This is a genomic window from Pseudomonas sp. WC2401 (assembly GCF_041200115.1).
GTDB classification, from domain to species: Bacteria; Pseudomonadota; Gammaproteobacteria; order Pseudomonadales; family Pseudomonadaceae; genus Aquipseudomonas; species Aquipseudomonas fragi.
Genome location: NZ_CP165623.1, coordinates 4,458,128 through 4,477,410 on the forward strand (window position 1 = coordinate 4,458,128; position 19,283 = coordinate 4,477,410).

The 19,283-nt window shown below is 50.0% G+C and carries 14 protein-coding genes and 1 pseudogene; 8 read left to right on the forward strand and 7 right to left on the reverse strand.

Annotated elements, in window-relative coordinates; genetic code table 11:
* Positions 1 to 167: 167 nt before the first annotated feature.
* Positions 168 to 761, forward strand: coding sequence for a hypothetical protein (locus tag AB3G35_RS20455; protein WP_369782014.1), 594 nt, complete (start codon positions 168 to 170; stop codon positions 759 to 761).
* Between the two features lie 411 nt (positions 762 to 1,172).
* Positions 1,173 to 1,976 carry a DUF5677 domain-containing protein gene (locus AB3G35_RS20460; protein WP_369782015.1) on the forward strand — a complete coding sequence of 268 codons (804 nt, stop codon included), beginning with the start codon at positions 1,173 to 1,175 and terminating at the stop codon, positions 1,974 to 1,976.
* A gap of 24 nt (positions 1,977 to 2,000) precedes the next feature.
* On the opposite strand, the gene AB3G35_RS20465 is transcribed toward AB3G35_RS20460, so the two are convergent.
* Positions 2,001 to 2,750 carry a hypothetical protein gene (locus tag AB3G35_RS20465; protein ID WP_369782016.1) on the reverse strand — a complete coding sequence of 250 codons (750 nt, stop codon included), beginning with the start codon at positions 2,748 to 2,750 and terminating at the stop codon, positions 2,001 to 2,003.
* An 883-nt stretch (positions 2,751 to 3,633) separates the two neighbouring features.
* On the opposite strand from AB3G35_RS20465, the gene AB3G35_RS20470 reads away from it, so the two are divergent.
* Positions 3,634 to 4,671, forward strand: a complete 1,038-nt coding sequence (locus AB3G35_RS20470) for a hypothetical protein (protein ID WP_369782018.1) — start codon at positions 3,634 to 3,636, stop codon at positions 4,669 to 4,671.
* A gap of 186 nt (positions 4,672 to 4,857) precedes the next feature.
* Here the strand turns inward: AB3G35_RS20470 and AB3G35_RS20475 are convergent, their stop codons facing one another.
* The 3 genes from AB3G35_RS20475 to AB3G35_RS20485 form a co-directional block, all read right to left on the reverse strand.
* Positions 4,858 to 5,643, reverse strand: coding sequence for a DUF5677 domain-containing protein (locus AB3G35_RS20475; RefSeq protein WP_369782019.1), 786 nt, complete (start codon positions 5,641 to 5,643; stop codon positions 4,858 to 4,860).
* 113 nt (positions 5,644 to 5,756) lie between these two features.
* Positions 5,757 to 6,749 carry a hypothetical protein gene (locus AB3G35_RS20480; RefSeq protein ID WP_369782020.1) on the reverse strand — a complete coding sequence of 331 codons (993 nt, stop codon included), beginning with the start codon at positions 6,747 to 6,749 and terminating at the stop codon, positions 5,757 to 5,759.
* Between the two features lie 95 nt (positions 6,750 to 6,844).
* Positions 6,845 to 7,975: a hypothetical protein gene (locus AB3G35_RS20485; RefSeq protein ID WP_369782022.1), complete on the reverse strand. Its 1,131-nt coding sequence runs from the start codon at positions 7,973 to 7,975 to the stop codon at positions 6,845 to 6,847.
* A gap of 73 nt (positions 7,976 to 8,048) precedes the next feature.
* Between AB3G35_RS20485 and AB3G35_RS20490 the strand changes: the two genes are divergently transcribed.
* Complete coding sequence (locus tag AB3G35_RS20490; protein ID WP_369782023.1) at positions 8,049 to 8,378, forward strand: hypothetical protein; 330 nt, start codon at positions 8,049 to 8,051, stop codon at positions 8,376 to 8,378.
* 150 nt (positions 8,379 to 8,528) lie between these two features.
* On the opposite strand, the gene AB3G35_RS20495 is transcribed toward AB3G35_RS20490, so the two are convergent.
* The gene (locus AB3G35_RS20495; RefSeq protein ID WP_369782024.1) at positions 8,529 to 12,323 is read right to left on the reverse strand and encodes a hypothetical protein; all 3,795 of its coding nucleotides are present in this window, start codon (positions 12,321 to 12,323) and stop codon (positions 8,529 to 8,531) included.
* Between the two features lie 193 nt (positions 12,324 to 12,516).
* Between AB3G35_RS20495 and AB3G35_RS20500 the strand changes: the two are divergent.
* Positions 12,517 to 13,025 (forward strand): annotated as a pseudogene (locus tag AB3G35_RS20500) (hypothetical protein).
* A gap of 77 nt (positions 13,026 to 13,102) precedes the next feature.
* A complete protein-coding gene (locus AB3G35_RS20505) occupies positions 13,103 to 13,654 on the forward strand; it encodes a restriction endonuclease (RefSeq protein WP_369782025.1) in 552 nt (183 codons plus the stop codon).
* Between the two features lie 36 nt (positions 13,655 to 13,690).
* On the opposite strand, the gene AB3G35_RS20510 is transcribed toward AB3G35_RS20505, so the two are convergent.
* Entirely contained in the window at positions 13,691 to 13,909 is a 219-nt protein-coding gene (locus tag AB3G35_RS20510) for a hypothetical protein (protein WP_369782026.1), read from the reverse strand.
* Positions 13,910 to 14,048: 139 nt separating this feature from the next.
* On the reverse strand, positions 14,049 to 16,244 hold the full coding sequence (locus AB3G35_RS20515; protein ID WP_369782028.1) for a hypothetical protein: 2,196 nt from the start codon (positions 16,242 to 16,244) through the stop codon (positions 14,049 to 14,051).
* A 447-nt stretch (positions 16,245 to 16,691) separates the two neighbouring features.
* Here AB3G35_RS20515 and AB3G35_RS20520 point away from each other — a divergent pair, with 447 nt between their 5' ends.
* Positions 16,692 to 18,257, forward strand: coding sequence for an ATP-dependent endonuclease (locus AB3G35_RS20520; RefSeq protein ID WP_369782029.1), 1,566 nt, complete (start codon positions 16,692 to 16,694; stop codon positions 18,255 to 18,257).
* On the forward strand, positions 18,242 to 19,273 hold the full coding sequence (locus AB3G35_RS20525; protein ID WP_369782030.1) for an AAA family ATPase: 1,032 nt from the start codon (positions 18,242 to 18,244) through the stop codon (positions 19,271 to 19,273). Before AB3G35_RS20520 ends, AB3G35_RS20525 begins: the two co-directional genes overlap by 16 nt.
* Positions 19,274 to 19,283: the final 10 nt, after the last annotated feature.

A 19,283-nucleotide genomic window follows, 5' to 3' on the forward strand; every position in this document is an offset into this window, starting at 1 on the left:
GGACATTGTCAGAGAAATCCCGGCATGATCCATGGCCGCGCTAGGTGAGAAAGTATTGTCGCCGGAAAACGTGTGGAGACGCGAGATGGAGGCCCCCAGAACGATATGCCAAGCTGATCTACAATTTGACCACATAGCAATCGGGCTATGTGGTCAATGGAGACGATATGAGTTCTATCGACGCTACTTGCAGTTGTCATCTAGACTTCCTAATAAATCATTTTTGCATAGCTTGCGATGGTAGCAAGATACGGAATAAAGATCGCGAAGCTACTATTCTCCGTAATCGAGACAGAAAGCTCCCAACACAAATTGAGTATTTAGAATTTGATTGTGGTCACTGCAAGCAGAAATATAAATCATTAACCGAGGATTGGCGGTGCCCATGCTGCAACCGTACCAAATTCCAGGTGCTCCGCTGGACTATGCGATTTCCTAAAAGCCCCTCACGGTTTGAAGGCTGGGTTGTTGGTCTACATACACATCACGATCATGCCAGCGACGCCTATGGTGGCATGTATACCTTGCAAGGAGCTGCAGCCGCAAGATTTGCCCCGGTAATAATTTGCGAGCAGTGTAACTCCGCAGATTCCTCTGCAAAGAAAAAGCTACGCCTGCCTGAAAACTTCACCTTTACCCCGGTTGAGATTAAAAGCTTTATTTATCCCACTGCACACGGTTGGCATATTATAAATTATGCTGTGGCACAGGATGTGTATCGCAAATTCGAAACGTCGAAAGCTGTACCAAAATTCTTCTGAGCCGATTATAGATGGATGGTAGATTTATTTTCAAAAAAGTCTCAATTCAATGGTCAGTTCTGTGATAGGAACACTAAATAATGGACAACTATGAGAAAACAAAATGTCCAAATTCATCAACTCTATCACCGGCCTTCTTAATGCCATTCTTCTGGCCGTTAATATCACTATAGCCATCGTTCCACCTACCGTGCCAACAACTCAACCAATCCCGATCATCCTCATCACCTATCCCCACTGTTAATCCGACCCCACCCCCCCGGCTCAACCGGGGGAGTGCTAGGTTCCGACATTGCGCTTGATCCGCAGGAAGAATGGAGCATCTGCCTGGTATGCTTGAATGCAGGCCACGCATTCCTTAGCTTTTGCTACCCTAAGCTGATTATGCAATCACCAGGAAAGGAGATCGATTTGAGCACCGCAGCGACAGGGCATACCGGATTTAATATCCATGGATTTCTGACTGGCGACATACAAGAAACCATTGATCATGTTACTGGTGAAAATCCTGGGTGGTTTTCTCTGCTCAGGGATATCAACCAGCTCCTGCAAAAGATAGTCATCTCAGGATTTGAAAAGCATTACGGTAAAACCATGGATGTAAAGGTGCTAACCATGTTCTCTACCATTAGGTCACTGAGCAATTTTCAGTCGGCAGTCATGAATCTTGAGCGCGGCATGGTAGTAGAAGCAAGAATCATGGCCAGGTGTCTATATGAGAATTCATTTTGTATCGGTGCCCTGATAGATAATCCGGATAAGTTCATCCCATTACTGAAGCACGACAACCTAGCAGCTAAACGGGGTCAGGCGGTAGCTTTAAAAAATGGCAGTTATTCCCTAACTGCTGACGTTGAAGCCGCTATGGATGAACGAATATCTGGGAAAAAGGGCCGCCATCTTAACTGGAAAGACATTGCTGAAATGTCGTCGCTCTCTAACCATTACCTAATGTACAAGCATCTTTCCGACGATGCCATGCACTATTCAGCATCTTCTCTTAAGCGCTATATAGTTTCCGACAAGGAAAATAACACGTGGAGTGGCTACAGGTTTGGGCCTGGCACTAAAGATGAGGTGTTTAGTGCAGCCAACTTTTGTACCCAGCCTACTCTAGCAATCATGGTTGGATTCTTGGAGGCGACAGAAGATACATCATATGATGGAGAGCTAACCCTTCTCCTGGATAGGTTTACCTCTATTACGTCTAAGTGACTGTGAACTTTACTCCTATTTATCTTACTCGAATGCTGTAATAAAGATTCTTTTCCCGTCCGGTGTCCTCATGACGATGCCGCCATTTCGTAGTACCTTGGCATCGTCGATTTTCTCTAGAAGCTCTTCAACTTTATCTTTGTTGGATTTATATATTGTGCTAACTGACTTTCGATATATGGCGTCATACATATCATTCATCAGCTCGATATGCTCACCGAGAATTATTTTTAAATCTACTTCGGTATGTTGTAGCGTTGTATTGTTGTAGTAATCACAGCGCATACCTGAAAGGGTAAATCGAACTGGAACAAAGCTTTCAGTGTTTCCAGCTTCGCGATTAGCATAATCGACACTATGCGAGCCAAGTTTATTCCTGACTTCACGTACCTGAAGGTTTGCCACTTTGCTCTCAATATCACGAAGGTTCATGACGTTTGCAATCCGGTGTAGGTTGAGCAGGGCTTGTTGCTGGATGTACGTGGCGTTCAAGACGCCATACAAGCGGATGTATTTTTCCCCGAAGTCGTCATACTTCGTGGGGCCATCAAGACCATACTTGCAAAAATGCTCAATGCCTAAAAGGCTGTCGTTGATAACGTCCATCGATGAGCAAATGAAGCCCCAGTCTTCAGGCTTTGTAAGCTTGAGCGCAGATTGAATAAAGACCTCGAAGTCGCCGTGATCAAGCGTGTGCCGCATCGCTTTTTCGTTGATCAGTTCGCGGTATGCTTCGTTGTAGTGATGTAGCGCTTTGAAGAGCTGTTCGATCATCAAATTGGGACTCCCTATGGAGGGTTCAGACTACACCAGGACACCCAGGACACCAAAGCGGCGATCAGGTTGAGCATTATGATACTGCAACGACTGTGATGTTCTCGACTACTGCAAAGCGTGTGTGAGCCCGGATGGACGGCGCTGGTCGTTCGACGCGGGAGATCGATACGGAACTGACCCAATTGCCCTGCTTAGCACGTGGGAGCATCAAACTCTAGAACGGATGCTGAAACGCCTTTAAATAGCTTGGGGAGCTGAGGGCGCGCCCTAGCGGGGGCCGGCTGTCGTGAACCAAGCCGCTGAACCGCCGCGTCTTGGCCCTCCGAGCTTCCATCCGCGCGCCTGCGCGCCCCGCTTGTAATCAGCGGACTCCCGTGAGTACATCGATGATAGGCAATCCGGTCAGAGAGAGGGATGCCCACCTTGTCACTCCCCTAGGCTGCTGGACGGTGACCCAATTGGAACCGTCTACACGTCAATCGAGGATGACGAGGTGATTCAACGTCAAGGCATTCTGCCCTCCAAGTTCGAATGTGTAGCGTTGGTTGAAAATCAGCGGGTTCTCCAAGCTTTCAGCATGCGGATTGGGCAACGTTTTCACCGAGACTTCGACCTGCACAGCAATTGAGTGTTTCAACCTCTATTCATAGGATGATCTTGAAGACGCTAGGTGTGACGGACAGGGCTACGAGGTGGACAATAACCAGTAAGACGATCTCAAAATCCAATGGAGATGGTATGGTCGGTGGCCCAATGTGATCAGCCGCAAGGGTGCGAGGACTGACTACCCAGTTTTTACGTACCATCACAAAATAAAGTTTTTTTGCCAACATAAATTGGGATTTACCATCCAAAATTTTTACGCCAGACCGGGATAGCAATGGATTTTTCAAAATTTATGAAGCCGCACTCTCTTGAAGAAGTCAATCCTGACCAGCCCTTGCTTGGATTCGGCATTCATGAGTCCATTACCCACTTTAACAATAGCTTCTTGCAAAGCGGCGCAAAACTTCTTGACGATTTCATAAAAGAACATGAAGACACTAAAAAGTGGATTCTATCGTCAGACTATGCCTTCTATGACTCCGAAAAAAATAGCGATGTAGTAACATTCTCTCTCTTCCCGCACCTAGCATCCTTTGAGACAATGTCAGAGTGTATAAACATAATGGCTCCAGCAGACCTTAAAAAAGTAAGGTCAGTTAATGACACGTTCATTTCATTCCTTAAAGAAGGGCCGGTCTTCAATATCACCTTGATACTAGACCGTGAGCGCCGAATGCACAGTGATGAAAAGCTCTATCACATAAGCCGAATTGATGCCATGATCGGCATGCTTGAATACTGGTGCACGTCAACACCAAATGCAGAAGAGAGATATAAAAAAACCATCAAAGAGCTAAAGCAGCTTAAGCACCTGGTCAAGTCCTCGAAACTAAATTTACGCTTACTCCGAGACATTGAGATTATCGCAAGCCTAGCTGCTTACTTCCTTACAGAAGTAAGCCAAAGGGCCAATGTTGAAATTATAGCCTGGCTGTCAGACCGTGACAGCATGCTTACGTTCAAGCATAAATTTATAGGCGACTACATGCTTGAGCAAGTCAGGAATCTTTACCATACTCTTTGTGTAAATAGCGACGTAGATCCTAAAGGAAAATTAATTTTAACAAAGCCCGAAGCCGTAGGAGAACTCGCTTACGATAGCTTCGTTAGAGTTCCTGACTACATCGCCGGAACCTTAGCGGACTTTGATTTTGACAAACAAAAAGCATCACATCCAAAATTCGATACGATCCGCGACGGAGTATTTGCTGCAGAAAAAAGAAATATATTCTACAAGGTGTTTTTCCATCCAAACTTTCAAGCCCACAGATTGATGTGGGGAGCGCAAGAGGGCGACACTTCAAAGCCTTAAGGCACTGATTATTCTTTCGCAGATTATAACAAGCCCTTGGTTAAAGGGCTTTCGTAGCAAGCAGAGCGCGCCGGCCAGGAAGGGCGAAGGCGTGAAGGATAACAACTCGAAAGTCGCCGAGACGATGCGAAACGCGGAGGCTTCGTTTACGACAGCCTGGCCGCGAAGCGGCATGCCCTCCCCTTATCACTCGTCAAAAAGGTGCTCCATATCTTCACTCGTGAAGCCCCAGAGGTAGGCCGCATTCTGAGCCTCTGCTGGCGCCGACTCCAAGACAGCACGGCCTCTTGGGAACAGTTCCGCATAGAACGCCACCGTTCTCGCCATGACGTGCACGGAGGTCTGCAAGGCTACTAGGGCCAGCATCCGCTGATCCTCCATCGACTGCGCTTCCCCCATCTGCATGGAACTGATGTAGGAGCTATGGGCATACCCGCAGAAATGGGAGTAGACGTTCTGGAAATACTTCTTATTGAAGCCCGCCCTCACCGCCTCGTCCGTCCATGACCATCCTACCCTCCACTCCCCCTTGAGCAGCCGCTTTGCTTGCTCCGGCTTGTAGTCGCCAAGATACGGTGACGCCTCGATCTCTGCGATTTGCTCAGCAGCCTGCAGGCGAGTCGTCTGGAGGGTTGCCCTGGCTTGCTCGGTTGACGGATGCAGCTTGAGCCGATCCATCAAGCCACCCAACCGCCAAACCCCATGCCTGAACCTCCTGAGCGCGGGATCTTTGCTCTGGAAGATCCAATGAAACACGATGAATGTTTCCAGGCAGGCGCGGGCGAGGATCGTAGCGGAGCAATGATCTACAAAGACGATTTGTTTTCCGTCTTGGAAATCTAGCTGAGTTGTGTTGACAACCACTCTGACCGAGCACGCCTGCTTGAACAACTTCACTGCCAATATCTGAGCATGATTGATCCAAGCGTCATCAGCAGACAGTGCCTGCCCCTCCTGCACTTCGATCATCATGGAGAACAGCTCCGTGATGGTTGCAAAGTCTTGTTCAGGATCACGTTGGGATATTGGGGGTCGAGCCGATGACATTGGAAAACCTCAGATTAAATACGCAGACTAGACGTCTATCACCTAGAGCCAGAAAACAGCTTCGTCAGACCCTCTTGAGTCGTTGGAAATCGATACTCCCAGTACACTTCGTCTTTCCTTTCAAATCGCCTAAGCTCTTCCTTTGAGATGTGCATCTTTCGCTTATCAAATTGAAGACTCAAAGAGCCCATTTCAAATTTAGTATCAACAGGCGTATGGTAAATTTTTTTATTACCTTGCCAAGTCCAGCTGCGCATGGGCTTGCCACATGTGGAAATCAGAAGCTGTGAGCCAAGGAGATCCGGGATTGAAACTATCTTCCCGCTAACATCCTCCCAGGTTAGAAACTCTAAGTTACCAGTAACTGAATAAGCTCCTGTCTTTAAGTCTTTAATAAGAGAAAAAGGTTTAGGCATAAAATTATCAGCACGCAAATCGCCAAGCCCTGTACCGAAATGGTGCAGCGGGTGATATTCAGAGGCGTCTACGAGCTCTTTGAAAAAGACAAATCGGTAGCATAGAGGGAAGACCGTTGCGCTTATCCCATTACCGTCTTTAGCAGAGGGATAATACTTCCCACTTGGTTTCATCTCAATATACGATGGTCGAAAGTCATCTTCCTGTCCAAATCCAAATGGTGCGGACATGTCTCGCTCCCTCATTCGATCCCTCAGACCTTTTTGCAAGTAAACAGCGATTGCTTTATCGAGTCTTTTTTTGTAGACGTCGAAAGCCGGATCAGCCAGCGACACATCCGCCTTATAAACAAACACACTGAACTTACCAATCGGTTGAAGTGACCGATTCAAGTCCGCCATGATTTTCTGAAGATTTCGGGCAGACTCTAGGCTTTCCGCCTGCGAAGTAGCCTGGGCCTGACGCTGAACGTATGTTTCCAAGATCTGAGAGATCAGCGCAATACACAAACCTGCCACACTGCCCGCGATAAAAATCTTACCCTTTGTCGTAAACTGCCCGGAGGCATCCCTGATTTTTAAGACACTACTCAAAACCCCGAGAATCCCTGACATTAGGATCCCGAAAATCTTAAAAACTACCAACAGTATTTCCACAGTTTAAACTTCCAAACCCGCATGAAGTACACATTAAGTACAAAATAGTTATTCTAGAAGGACTGGCCACTCGCCAATGCAGCTGCTGCTTCATCCATCCACTCTTTGGCACGGCGCCCTGGATCGTGGCCATCGAACTCCTGGATTGGAATCTCCTGAAGCGCCTTCAGCGCCGCCCAAGCATCGTAGTCGTGGAACGGATTCAACCCCATAACATTGCCAAGATTTTGATCAACAGTCCCTCGGTAGCTGGCGATCTGAGTAAAAAGCGAGGCGGCCTTGTTCAGATCCCAGTTGCTCAAGTAAAGCAAAAGCGCGGTGAATGCCATAAGCGGCTTACTCGCTTTGACATCGAAGTAGTTTCTGCCAAGTGCTCTCTGAACAGGATCATAGTGGGTAGAGATAAAGCGTGCGAGTTCCTGGGTGGCGTCGTACTGCGCCTTGAGGTTGGTCGGATCGAACACGAGCTTACAGCTGTTGGCATTCAGGAGTTTTTCAATCCGACTTACCAGCGGCCTCAGCATGACCGCCCGCTCATTCAAGTAAGTCAGCAGCGACTCATGACGACGAGCTAGCATCACCTCCATCGCCGTCTTCATCTGGAAGCCAGGTACTCCCAGAAGCTCCTTGTTTATGGTCAGCCATTGCGGCTGATACCGCACTGGCCAAGCAGCCGCTTGCACCGCCACTACCCACTGGAAAACCTTGGGATCGAGAGTTACCTGAAAAACGGCATTTACTTTCTTGTTGTGGAACCATTCACGCATGCTCCTGATCCTTGCCTGATCAAGAAGTCCTAGGTGAATACCTTTGCATACCAGATCCCGGACTGCACGTGACAAACCATCGCGAGCAGTTGAGCTGAACTGCACCAAGCCTTCCGGAGCCTCCCCAGGTGGCAGAGCGGCAAAGTCGCAGAACACATGATGACCACCTGGAAACCGGAAGTAGGCTTGTTTGATGGCCTCCCCAGTGGCCTTGGAGCTGGTGGCACGAACCAGCTCGGCCCCCTTCGCAAAGCACGCGGGGCACTCAACATCAGCGTGAATGACCTGCTTCCAGATCTCCGGAATGGGCTCAGAGCGCTTCAGCTTCGGGCGCTGGTGTTGGTCAGCAAAAAGCTGGAGCAACTGATCCACATCCAGCTCCTGCTGGCGGGAAACGGAGAAAGCGGTCAACGGCATATCAAAGCTCCATTTGAATGCTGAGCATCGAGTGTCTCTAACCATATGGCGGCAGGACGATGCTAGATGGCAGGTGATTGCTAAGCTAGCGCTTTCTCCACATGGCTACCAGTTCAGCGCATGGCGAGAGTTCCTCATATCCCCTTTTGACAACCATCAAGGTGAGAAAGGATTAAAGTTCCCCAGAGCCATGGTTATCCTCAATGGCGAAGAAGCAGGTGGCTTCCTTTTCAGTTACGACAAGCTCTTGGGGGTCAAGCCTGCTTCTGACAGAGTAAAAAATCAGCGCGAGGGCAAAGATGATTCCTCGGCTCGTAGTCGTCTGCTGTACGTCACTTGTAGCCGGGCGGAAGAAAGTCTCGCGATTGTGATTTACACCAACCAGCCCGCGCCGGCGAAATAGCGAGTGATTGAGGCTGGATGGCTCCGGCCAGAGGAGATCGAAATCCTATGACCTCGTCTCCCTGCTAACTGGACAATAACAGAGCTGAGTTTATTTCCTGCTGTGAAGGCTTGATGGGCTATCAATTCTGGGCAAGTTGAAACTCCCTGCCTAGAGCCTGCCAACTCGTTTGTTATAGACCGTTATATAGTCTTTTTCCGGCTTGATCTTGCCTACAAAACCACGATCATTGAGCGCCTCACAAAGACGAATATCAAGCTCCGAATTCGGCAACCGCACATTTCGTTTATCCCCCAACAATTCAGCGTACCCACCGGAGAGCGAAGCCAATATCGACGAGGTCGTAGCCCAATCGACATGCAGTTTGAGAGCCTGATGCAGTAGCTCCTGCTTTTCACGTTGCGAAAGACTGGCATCGCACGCTGACGACGCAATGATGCTCCTGCAATTGCGGGGCATGATGAATTCCTCGGCATTAGCCCTGGCGCACACCAATGCAAGTTTCCCGACCACATCCGCGAGGCTAGCCTCTTCTCGCTCAACCAAACCCTCCCACATCTCGGCAATATCACCAATAGGGACGCTGCGCGCGGCGCTGATTAAACCGACAGCCTTCGGATCAAGCTTCCGCAGGTCGACATAGTCACGGGCATCAGCCCAGCACCTGATCAGATACGCCGCCTCTGCGGCTGGCGCATTGTTGCTAATTTCCTCCAGAACCTGACCATCGAAGGGCACGAAATGAGCCTGGGCCAGAAACGCCCATCGGTCAGCCGATATGTTCAGCCCTGCGAGAGACTCGGGGCCGACAGTGGTACTCCCGAAAATTTCATCCAGCGAGTCATCGTCAAGCTCCGAAGCCAGCAAATAGGCCTTCAGGTCATCCGCCTCGTCTCTCGCATCATCCCAAAGCCGCTGAGCTTCACGGGCATTCCTAGCAAGGAATGCTGTGAAAATGTCTTGGATACGATCCTGTTCTTCCTTGTCAATCGATTCAGATGGAGTCTCTGTTGGCCTTACAATCATGCCGAGATAGTAGCTCCACGCAGCATTTGGGACGGAGGACACACGGTCTAGTTCAAGAGCCCTCTCCCAAATGTTGTCGGTGAACCCTTCCAAGTCATCAATCAAACATTCGGTGTGCTGGAACAAATCCTCCTGCACTTCTTGATCATCCTCCACTAGGCCGAGAATGTACCTAAGGGACTCAGTGTCTTCCTGAAGCTTACCTGGTTGCTTCATCAGCTCGAAGATGAAGTCTTCAGGAGCAATCTCAATCAATGAATCAAGTCCTGCGAGACTTAACTCTCGAAGACGCTTGTAAGAGACATCTCCCCCCTCGTCCGCAAACGTTTTCAGGATCAATGCCATCATCGGGAAACTCAGTTGCAAGCAGCCCCAGCCAATCAATTGCCCCAGCGTATTCGCACCGACCTCTGCGGAGAGATTATTGAAGCGAACAGGCTCGCGGCGAAGCCACGCCCAGCCATCGATGTTCGAGGCCATACCTGTGATCAGGTGGTTAACACATGTGAGACTGGCAATAACTTCAAGCAACGGCTGCCGATGAGCCATAGCCTCAAGTTGTTGTTGAGACAACGCGTCCATGATCCCGCACACCAAAGCCTGTCGAGCGTCAGCCTCCTTGAATCGCTCAGCGCTCAAGATCACGGCGAACAACTCGGGGGCAAGTGCATACACTGCGCGAACGAGCGGTAACCTAGCATCCCCTGCAAGGATTATAGATACAGCCTCAGCCAATCGGCCCGCATTCTGATGGCCGCTTTGCAGGATGACGTCCAGCTTTTGCGTTCTGGTGTCCGACAGCTCAGTCAGTGGCGCCGATAGTGAGAGTTGAACAATTAGGTCAGCGATAATGCCTTTGCCATCCCCGAGAGCATCATGCTCCAATTTGCTGGCCACTCGCTCAGGATTCCGGACTGGCGAGGCGACGTCGAGGGTGGCACGGCGCCTGAGTGCGAGAATCAGATTCTGATCGGCGCGAGTCAGCGAGCCTTCGTAAAAAAATCCAAGATAATCTGTGTAATCGGTGTCGAGGTAGCCAGCGCGCATTAGGTAAACGACAATCTCCATTCCTGGCAGCCGCTGGTCAATGATTGCTCCATAATCACCACGGGCAGCTTCACGGAAGGAAATCGTCTTAATCTCGGTGAGTTTCCTCTCTGCCGCCCCAATTGCCCCCTCTAGCGACCCCAGGGAGTGATGAATCCACGCGAGACGCGTACGATAGGACGCTCTTTCAAGTGCATCATCTGGACGAACAATATGTCCAACTGGGTTATGGTTCGCCCACTGTGAAAAGAGCATACCCTTGAGTTGCTCGGCCTCACAGACTCGAGTGAAGACTTCGTCCTGTAGAAATTCGTTGAGGGTTACTCGCTGGTTACCGTCGACTAGAACGTAATTCGCGCCGTCTATTCCACTTGCCCTCAGCACCTCGAACCAGACACTTAACCTAAGATCGATTATGCGCTCTGCACCGTGTTCCTCACGCTGGGACTTTTCTTTGATTAATCGTTCGAGCTCAGCGAGTGCCTGCGATGGTTGGTTGGCCCAAGAAGACAACCCCGTGAGCAAGCTGTACACCTTTCCTCTCCGCTTAACCAGCTCTGCAAATTCTTCCGGGTAGAGGTTCCTGAGCACCACTATGGCAAACAACTTATTCTGATCCAGATTGAGGCCACCATGGGAAAGCAGGCTCGCAAAAATATCGTACTCATTGACGATGTTCTTGATCAGCCGCATCTCGTCTATGTAATAGCAAACGGTCTCCACTAAGACTGGGTCAAGATCAGCACCTAGAGTCTTGCTATCAACTGACCGTATCTTCATTAGCTCGTTAAGTTTCTCCCTTGAGTTCTCCGAGTTGACCACAGGAATAACTGGGATAATTAGATCAAAAAATTTAGTCTTGTCGGTGACGGTAAACAGCTCGTCACGAATAGCGTAAATGAAGTGAACAGGTCGAGTTATTTGGGGTGAATTACGGATGGTGAAGTTAATCTCACGCAAGCGGAAAAATATTTCCTGAGTTCCGAAACGATCTAGATCCTCAATCACCACGACACGAACATCGCTTCGTTCAAAGCAGTAGATAATCTCATCCACGTTCTTGTGGAGTACGGATCCGTGATTCACAGCCTCGAGCTTTCCTCCCTTCAGCGTCAAGCCGTCGATACTGAACATAGACAGAAATTTGAGGCTCGCGTAGAGGAGATAAAATCCACCTAGCCCTGCTACCAAGACTGCCAGCCAACCCGGAATCGTTAAGAGGCTCGTCAGCAACCAAGCCGGATCTAGCGTAGGCATTTCCTTCAACGTAGGAATATAGAGCCGCATGGTTGCAATGAAGATCATCCCCAAAACAATCGTACGCCTTGCGATGCTACGACCCGATGTCTGGACAATTCGCTTAAGCCTGGTTTTGGGTACGCGTGCAGCTGGCACCGCGTAAAGGAGCTGCTGGACTATGGTTTCCTCAATCCTTGCGATCAAATCGTTTGACGTACTATCCGCGCCAGTATCCTGTACCGACTGGGTGTTTCTCGCTGAGGTCTCAGGTGGCTCAGTGCCCGAACCGGTCGAAGGCGGTGGGGCATCTTTGCTGAAAGTAGCGAGTGAAACATAAGCCGTTTGAAACTCTGGATGTCTCTCAAAGAAGGTTTTGAGGACACTGCTCTTGCCTGCCCCATAGCCACCGGTGAGTGCGATATTTAAAACCTCATCCTTGCCGAGGGCACCAAGCAGTTCTCGCTCATAGCGGTCAAAATGATCACTGTCGATCAGGACTGGTGTGAGCGGTTCAAACGTACCCGATGAGGAAGGCGCAGAGCATAACGAGCGGAAGATCCGAATCCCCTCTTTAGCCGCGACCGAAAAAGCGGCGTGTTTCGATTTGATACTGGCTAACAGTCCCTGAAACATTGGCAATCCTAGTTCTAGACATCCATGCCTTCAAGCTTGGGCATCCGCAAAGCAATTGAGCACCAGCTAGGCCAGCGCCGCCCTCTATAGCGGCTATATGCCACACTTATTAGGCTCTGATCCAGTAATGCATACCAAACCCTATATTTTCATCACGGGAGCGAATCCAACGGCGACAGCTAATCAACCCGCTTTGCCCCAAGGACGGCTTCAAACCACGACTGGCACAGGGCAACCTCTGTTCGATTCTGACCTCAAACGCGTCTCGCACCAGCACTACAAACAGGTAAAGCCGCCATCAATTTCCCCCATCCTGGTAGCACCGCGGGTGGGTGGCATTTCCTTTCCTATTTTGATCGGGAATCCAGCGTGGCTAAGGTGTCGTTGGCAGGCATTCATTATCCCGACACCACCGACTATCTTGGCGACCTTGGCATCACAGACGTGACTGATCGGTTAGCTGACCTTGGCTGGTCTGTGGAGGGCCAACGTCTGTTTATGGCCGATCACTACAGAGCCACTGCGGACATGATCGTTAGATGGGCAGTGAGCGACTCCAAGCACTGTAACGTCGACTTAGCTGACTGGTTCCCCTCCCCAGCTGACAGACAAAAGCTCCTCAGGCTTTTAGAGGTGGCTAAGCCAAAGCTTCGTGCGATGGGCAGGCTGGAAAAAATGGAAGCTTGGCTCAGCTCGCAGTAACCTCACTACAGCAGTTGGCGCATGAACCCGCCGCTAGCCCAAAGCTGGACAGGCACTCTCTCAGTTAAGGACGACAAATGTTTCCACCGATGGCAGACCCTAATCTCAAAATCACAGCTACCGAATTTGAGCGGTTGATCAGAGACTGGATCCTCAAACAGGGTTGTGAACTCACCTCGCTGGAAGTGACGCACGATGTGAAAGTCGAGGCCCACGACTCAACCTACCAGATCGACGTGCTTGCGAAATTCCAAGCCTTTGCGGGCGCCGAATTTATCGTCCTGATTGAGTGCAAAAAGTACCGTAACGCAGTCGAGCGAGAGCTAGTTCAGGTATTGCACGACAAGGTAAGATCTGTGGGCGCTCATAAAGGAATGCTGTTCACCACAACAGGGTTTCAATCCGGAGCGATAAAATACGCAAGGGTGCATGGTATTGCGCTGGTGTCGATAATCGACGGTGCAGCAACCTATCATACCCGCTCGGCTTTTCCAGTTGATGCGAAGCCACCGGCCTGGCTGAACCTTCCGAAATTTTCGCTCTGGCACGTCGGTGAAAATGACGCAGGCAACATCACGATGAAGTCGCTGGGCCGTGCTCCTACGGAGGTCAACGAGATGTTCAGCTAGAAATCGGTCAGGACAGCCTCGGCATCCCCCCGAGGTTTAGCTTATGCGAGGTAGCGGTTGTAATCGGTTACGAACGATCCACCCCAGCAGCACGAAGCTTCCCCCCAGCAGGCCGATATATCTAAGATCGATGTGGTCGATCAAAAAGCCTCCGGCCATAGCTCCCAGCATGATTCCCAGATTGATCGCGGTAACGTTCACTGCGCCGACCAGTTGAGCGCTGCTGCCCGCTCTTCTCAAGACATCGATACCCATCAACAACCCGGTCGTCGCGTGACAGCAACCCACTGCAGCTACTGCGAGGGGGAGAAGCCACATCTCATTGCCTAGCAAAGTGATAGCTGCCAGTGATCCGGCCAATACCTTGGAGCAATCTCAATCACACTAGAGCCTCTTACCCTTGAGTTCGCTTGGCGTAGAAACCCTTCACCTCGCTCCAAGTCATTTTGATCGCGATATTTAATGCGGACGATTCATCAAGGACATACACCTCCTCGTTGGGATCACTGATGGGAGCAAGGAGCCTGAAAGGCTCTACCAAGCGGCAACTGCCTACCGTTCCATCCTGGCTAAAAACGATAGCAGGGCAATGATCCCCACTTTCAAACAATGCCAAGATGCCGCTCTTCAGCCATTCCCAATCAACTCGGACGGGGAAAGGCGCACGAGTCCTGTGGAGGACTACGGGGATTATGGAATCTGCGCCATCCACGATAGCTTTTGGGAACCCCGCCAGCAGTGCATAGGTTGGGATAGCGTCAATCACCTCATTCATTTTTTGCGCATCGCTCAGATCGAGAGCGTTGGCAGAATACGGTTCAAGGAAAGCCATAAAATCTACGAAACCGGAGGATTGGAACATTTGCCCTTGGCTACCCTCCGCACGAGAAAGCAGCCCCTTGACAATATTGCGGGTGATTGATACTGCTGCCTCATGCTCGCTCGGGTCAGCCTGATCAGCGTGCTGCGCAGCCAGCAGGTTAAATAGCCAAGCGTGTCGGTAACCTAGATCAAAGCATGCTTGATGGAACGGATGCCGCTTACTGATGAGATCCGTGCTAACCCATTGGGCTAGCTCCACCGTCGCCTGCATGCGCTTAGCTGGATCTCTAGAAAGCATGGGCATCGACGTGCTTATTTCTTCCGTGATGTCATACATTTGTTTCATCTCAATCGCGAAGCGTAGCGCTTCCAGCTGAGCCCACTCCACCAGAGGCTCAAACTTCGCCGCTAGCTCCTTATCAGGAGCAGTGTTGAAGGCTGCCCCTAAGAGATCCCCAAGCACGCGTCCGACTAAAAACGCGTCGCTGCACTTGATTACCCCTCTTGGAAACGGATTTCCCTGTGACAGGTTCGTCACTAGCGTCATCGCAACTGCGGGATCCGTCCAATCCAACTGGTTGAATCCTACAAAGGGCATGTAATTGTTCCGAACAGCAGGATTGCACACGAATTCGCGGGCGTGCTGGCCGAGGCTACCCCAGAAATCAAACCTTGTTGGTACGGCTCTATGGCGATACTGGCGTATCTTCAGGTGCCAATGGAAATCCCCGCCAAACTCGGGATCAAAATGTTCCTGGAGTATCGGAAATGCAGCTTTAGCAATGTCATAGACAGTTGTGGGCGTCTGCCCTAAGAGGTCACCTCTGCGCTCGTGAAGAAAAGCTGCGGCTTCCGATTCTCTCTGCGGCAGACCATTGTCTCGGCACCAAGCGTGCATTGTGTAAGGATCAATGGCCGCAAGGGTGATGCACCACCGACCACGTCCAAAGCCATTCACGTCACGCCAAAGCATCATAAAACCATGCGATCCAGCCCTATCCCCAGCCCGTGAAATCACATCCATGGCGGTAAGAACAACCCTTGGAGGCCATACTACGTCCGCGTCATCTGCCCTGACGGAATCGAGCTCACCTCGGTCAATACCATCGTCGATACCTTTGTAAGCCAGATAAAGATCAATTGAAGGAAGTGCCTCTACCGGGAGATTTGTACTACCGGTGAGGTGCCAGGCCTCAGGAAGATGAGCCACTAAGCCAAATCCAGAGTCATCATTGATCAGCTTGAGTGCCAAGCATTGTTTACCAGACCAGGCGTTCATGCTGCCGACGGCATGGACAAGAAGTGTTGACCAGTCAGCAGCTACGACTACAAAGCACACGTCGAAACCGCCCAGGAAGGGAAGCATGTTTCGAAGCTCCTGCTCGTATCCTGCTAGCTCAGTTACAGTTTGGCGCTCAGTTTCGCTCGCTCGCTTGACCTCAAATACCACTAGCGTTTTGGTTTCAGGATTGAAACAAAGAATGTCCGGGCGTAGCACTTCTCCAGTGGTCAATGAAATGCTGGTGTTGATCGATATGATTTCTAGCAAACTCAAGCGACTCAGCACAAAGTCCGCCGCCTCAGCTGAGGCTCGTCGAGAGATGTAATCGATACCAAAGGACGGAAGGAAATGCTCCTGAACAACAGTGTCCGTCAAGGATGTGATCGCTTCTTGCCCTTGGATCGACTCGAGCAACTCCTCATTCTCGATGATCTGTTTTAGCCAAGACACGACTTCGGACTCTGGGGGGAGCTTTGCCTTTGACATGATTCTTCCTTGGGTTGATAGCGGCCAATGACCTGAAGACGGTAAAGGACGGTGGATCAGGTTAGCTGACCCTGTCTAGGGAAACCAATCGACGGTCGAGGTGCCTCTAGGCTTGCACATACGTCTAGCGCCGCATCGCAATAGTGCAAAGGGGCAGCGGCTACCTACTGACGCAGACCAGGCGCTGATCAAACGCCGGACGTCTGGAGGCGAAGCACACAACCAGTTCGCCCAGCGGCTCCCCCACCGCCACCCTAGCGGCCCTAGCAATTTTCAATGTCCTTTGCTTTTCCACACTCGATCACAGCCGAGAAATTAGGTATCAATAGGCTATCAGCTTCAGATCCCGCCTCGTCGAGCGATGCCAATTCGAGCAGATCAAAGGAGCACGCGTCGACCTGGGCGCTAAAGTGTCCAGGCCATGGAAGTCAAGACTAAGGATTAGAGATGCCGGCTATCACCAAACTGATGCTCCAAAACTTCAAGCAGTTCCCTGCTCTCGAGATGGATTTTGACCCTGGCACGAATGTGCTCATCGGGGATAACGAAACGGGTAAAAGCACCGTGCTGCTCGCGATTGATCTAGTGAACAGCGCTAGCCGCAGCCGCGTCGAAACTCTTGGGCTGGAAGCGATCATTAACCGTCAAGCAGTCCTAGCCTACCTAGATAGCGAGAAAAAATTCTCAGACTTACCGGTCGTGATGGTTGACGTTTTCCTGCAAGAGGGTGATCAACCTTACTTCAATGGACGACAAAACCAGATAGGTGACGATTACGATGGCATACGGATGAAAATTGCCGTATCAGATGATTATCATCTCGCGATCAAACAGATGTTAGAGCACGATCCTCAAAACTTTCCTTTTGAATACTACTCCGTCACATTCCATACCTTTTCTGGAGAGCCGTTCAACAGCTACCGGCGCCCGCTCAGGCATCTTCATCTGGACAGTTCCCGGATCGATAGTGAATATGCCGCCAAAGAGTACACACGAGCGGTCTTCGGCCTTCATACAGAAATTGCCGAGAGACACCGGCTCGAGAACCTTTACAGAAGGGGCAAGGAAGGCTTCCGGGACAAACAGCTAAGCGAGGTCAACAAGAAGCTTCCTCCTTACGAGTTCGGCATCCGCAGTAGCACTCGGGCGAGTTTAGAAACAGACTTGGTCATTACTCAGGACGGGATATCGATTGAGAATCGAGGCAAGGGCGCACAGTGCTTTATCAAAACCGAGTTCGCTTTGGGTCGACGCGACGTGCAAGGAGGCCTTGATGTACTACTGCTTGAGGAGCCAGAGAATCACCTCAGCCACACCAATATGAAAAGGTTGGTGGAACAGCTCGCTCACACCGGATCGACACAGCTTTTTATCGCCACCCACAGCAGCCACATTTGCTCCAGACTCGATCTGCGTAACGCACTTCTGCTGGGAACTCTTCAAAATACGGGTCGACTGAAAAAGCTCTCTCCTAAGACCGCAGGGTTCTTTATGAAAGCTCCCGATAACAATGTGCTGGAGTTTGCGCTGTCTAAAAAGGTAATCCTGGTCGAAGGTGACGCTGAGTTCATTCTGATGGAAGAATTTTACAATCGCATCTCTGGCGGGTGTACTCCCCAAGGCGATCAAGTTCACATAATTTCGATTGGCGGCACTAGCTTCAAGCGCTATCTTGAACTAGCGAATCTTCTGAACATAAAAGTAGCAGCGATCCGGGACAATGACAAAAACTATGAACAGAATTGCGTTGAAAATTACGAAGGCCACACCTCCGAAAACGCTAAAATCTTCTCTGACAAGGACAGCCAGCGCTATACCTTCGAAGTCGGCCTGTATCTAGACAACAAGGAAATCTGCGACAAACTTTTTGGCAAGGATCGAAAGACGCTTAGCGTTCAGGACTACATGTTGAAGAATAAAGCAGAGGCGGCCTTCGTGTTGCTTGAAGACAATCATCAAAGCCTAACTGCTCCCGACTATATCAAGGAGGCAGTATCATGGATAAGAAAGTGATTTTTGCAGTGGCTGGATCTGGGAAAACTAGCGAGATTATCAACAGGCTGAACGCCGGCAAACGTGCCATTCTCATTACCTACACCGAAAACAACTACAAGCATCTCCGGAACAAGGTGATGGAAAAATTTGGGTACATGCCGAGCCACATCAGCGTTATGACCTATTTCTCATTTCTGCATGGCTTCTGTTACCGCCCCCTGCTCCAGCAGAAAATGAGAACCAAAGGTCTATACCTTAAGCTGCCTGCCGAATCGGTAACACGGGCTAGAGACAAAATGTCTCACTACCGCCACTCCAGTGGACGGCTTTACTACAACAGGCTTGCAAAATTTCTCGATCAAACCAATTCATACGGCGACGTCATAAATCGTTTGGAACGGTTCTATGATCAAATTTTTGTCGATGAGATTCAAGACTTTGCCGCAAATGACTTTAATTTTTTGATGGCTCTATCCCCCGCCAAAACAGAAATGCTTTTAGTCGGTGACTTTTATCAGCACACCTTCGATACCAGTCGAGATGGGAACATTAACTGCAGCCTGCATAAAGACATAGTAAAATATGAAAATCGATTTACGACAGCGGGCTACAAGGTCGACAAGGAAACACTTAAGTCTAGCTGGAGATGCGGGACGACAGTTTGCGACTTCATCAGGGAAAACCTCAAGATCGAAATATACCCTACTAATGAACGCCACACCGGAATAATCAAGATCCATGATCAGACTTTTGCTGACTTTGTCCGCAGCGACAATAACACTGTAAAACTATTCTACGATACGCATCACCGCTACGAATGCCATTCAAATAACTGGGGGGCATGCAAGGGTCTAGACCACTACGAGGACGTATGCATTATCCTGAGCAAAACTCAATGGCAGCAGTACGAAAATGGGCAGCTGTACAAAATGAAGCCTAGAACCAAAAACAAGCTCTATGTGGCTTGCACTCGTGCGCGCGGCAAAATTTATTTCGCGCCCGAGCACCTCTTCGCAGCCCACATGAAAACTTGAGGAACTCGAC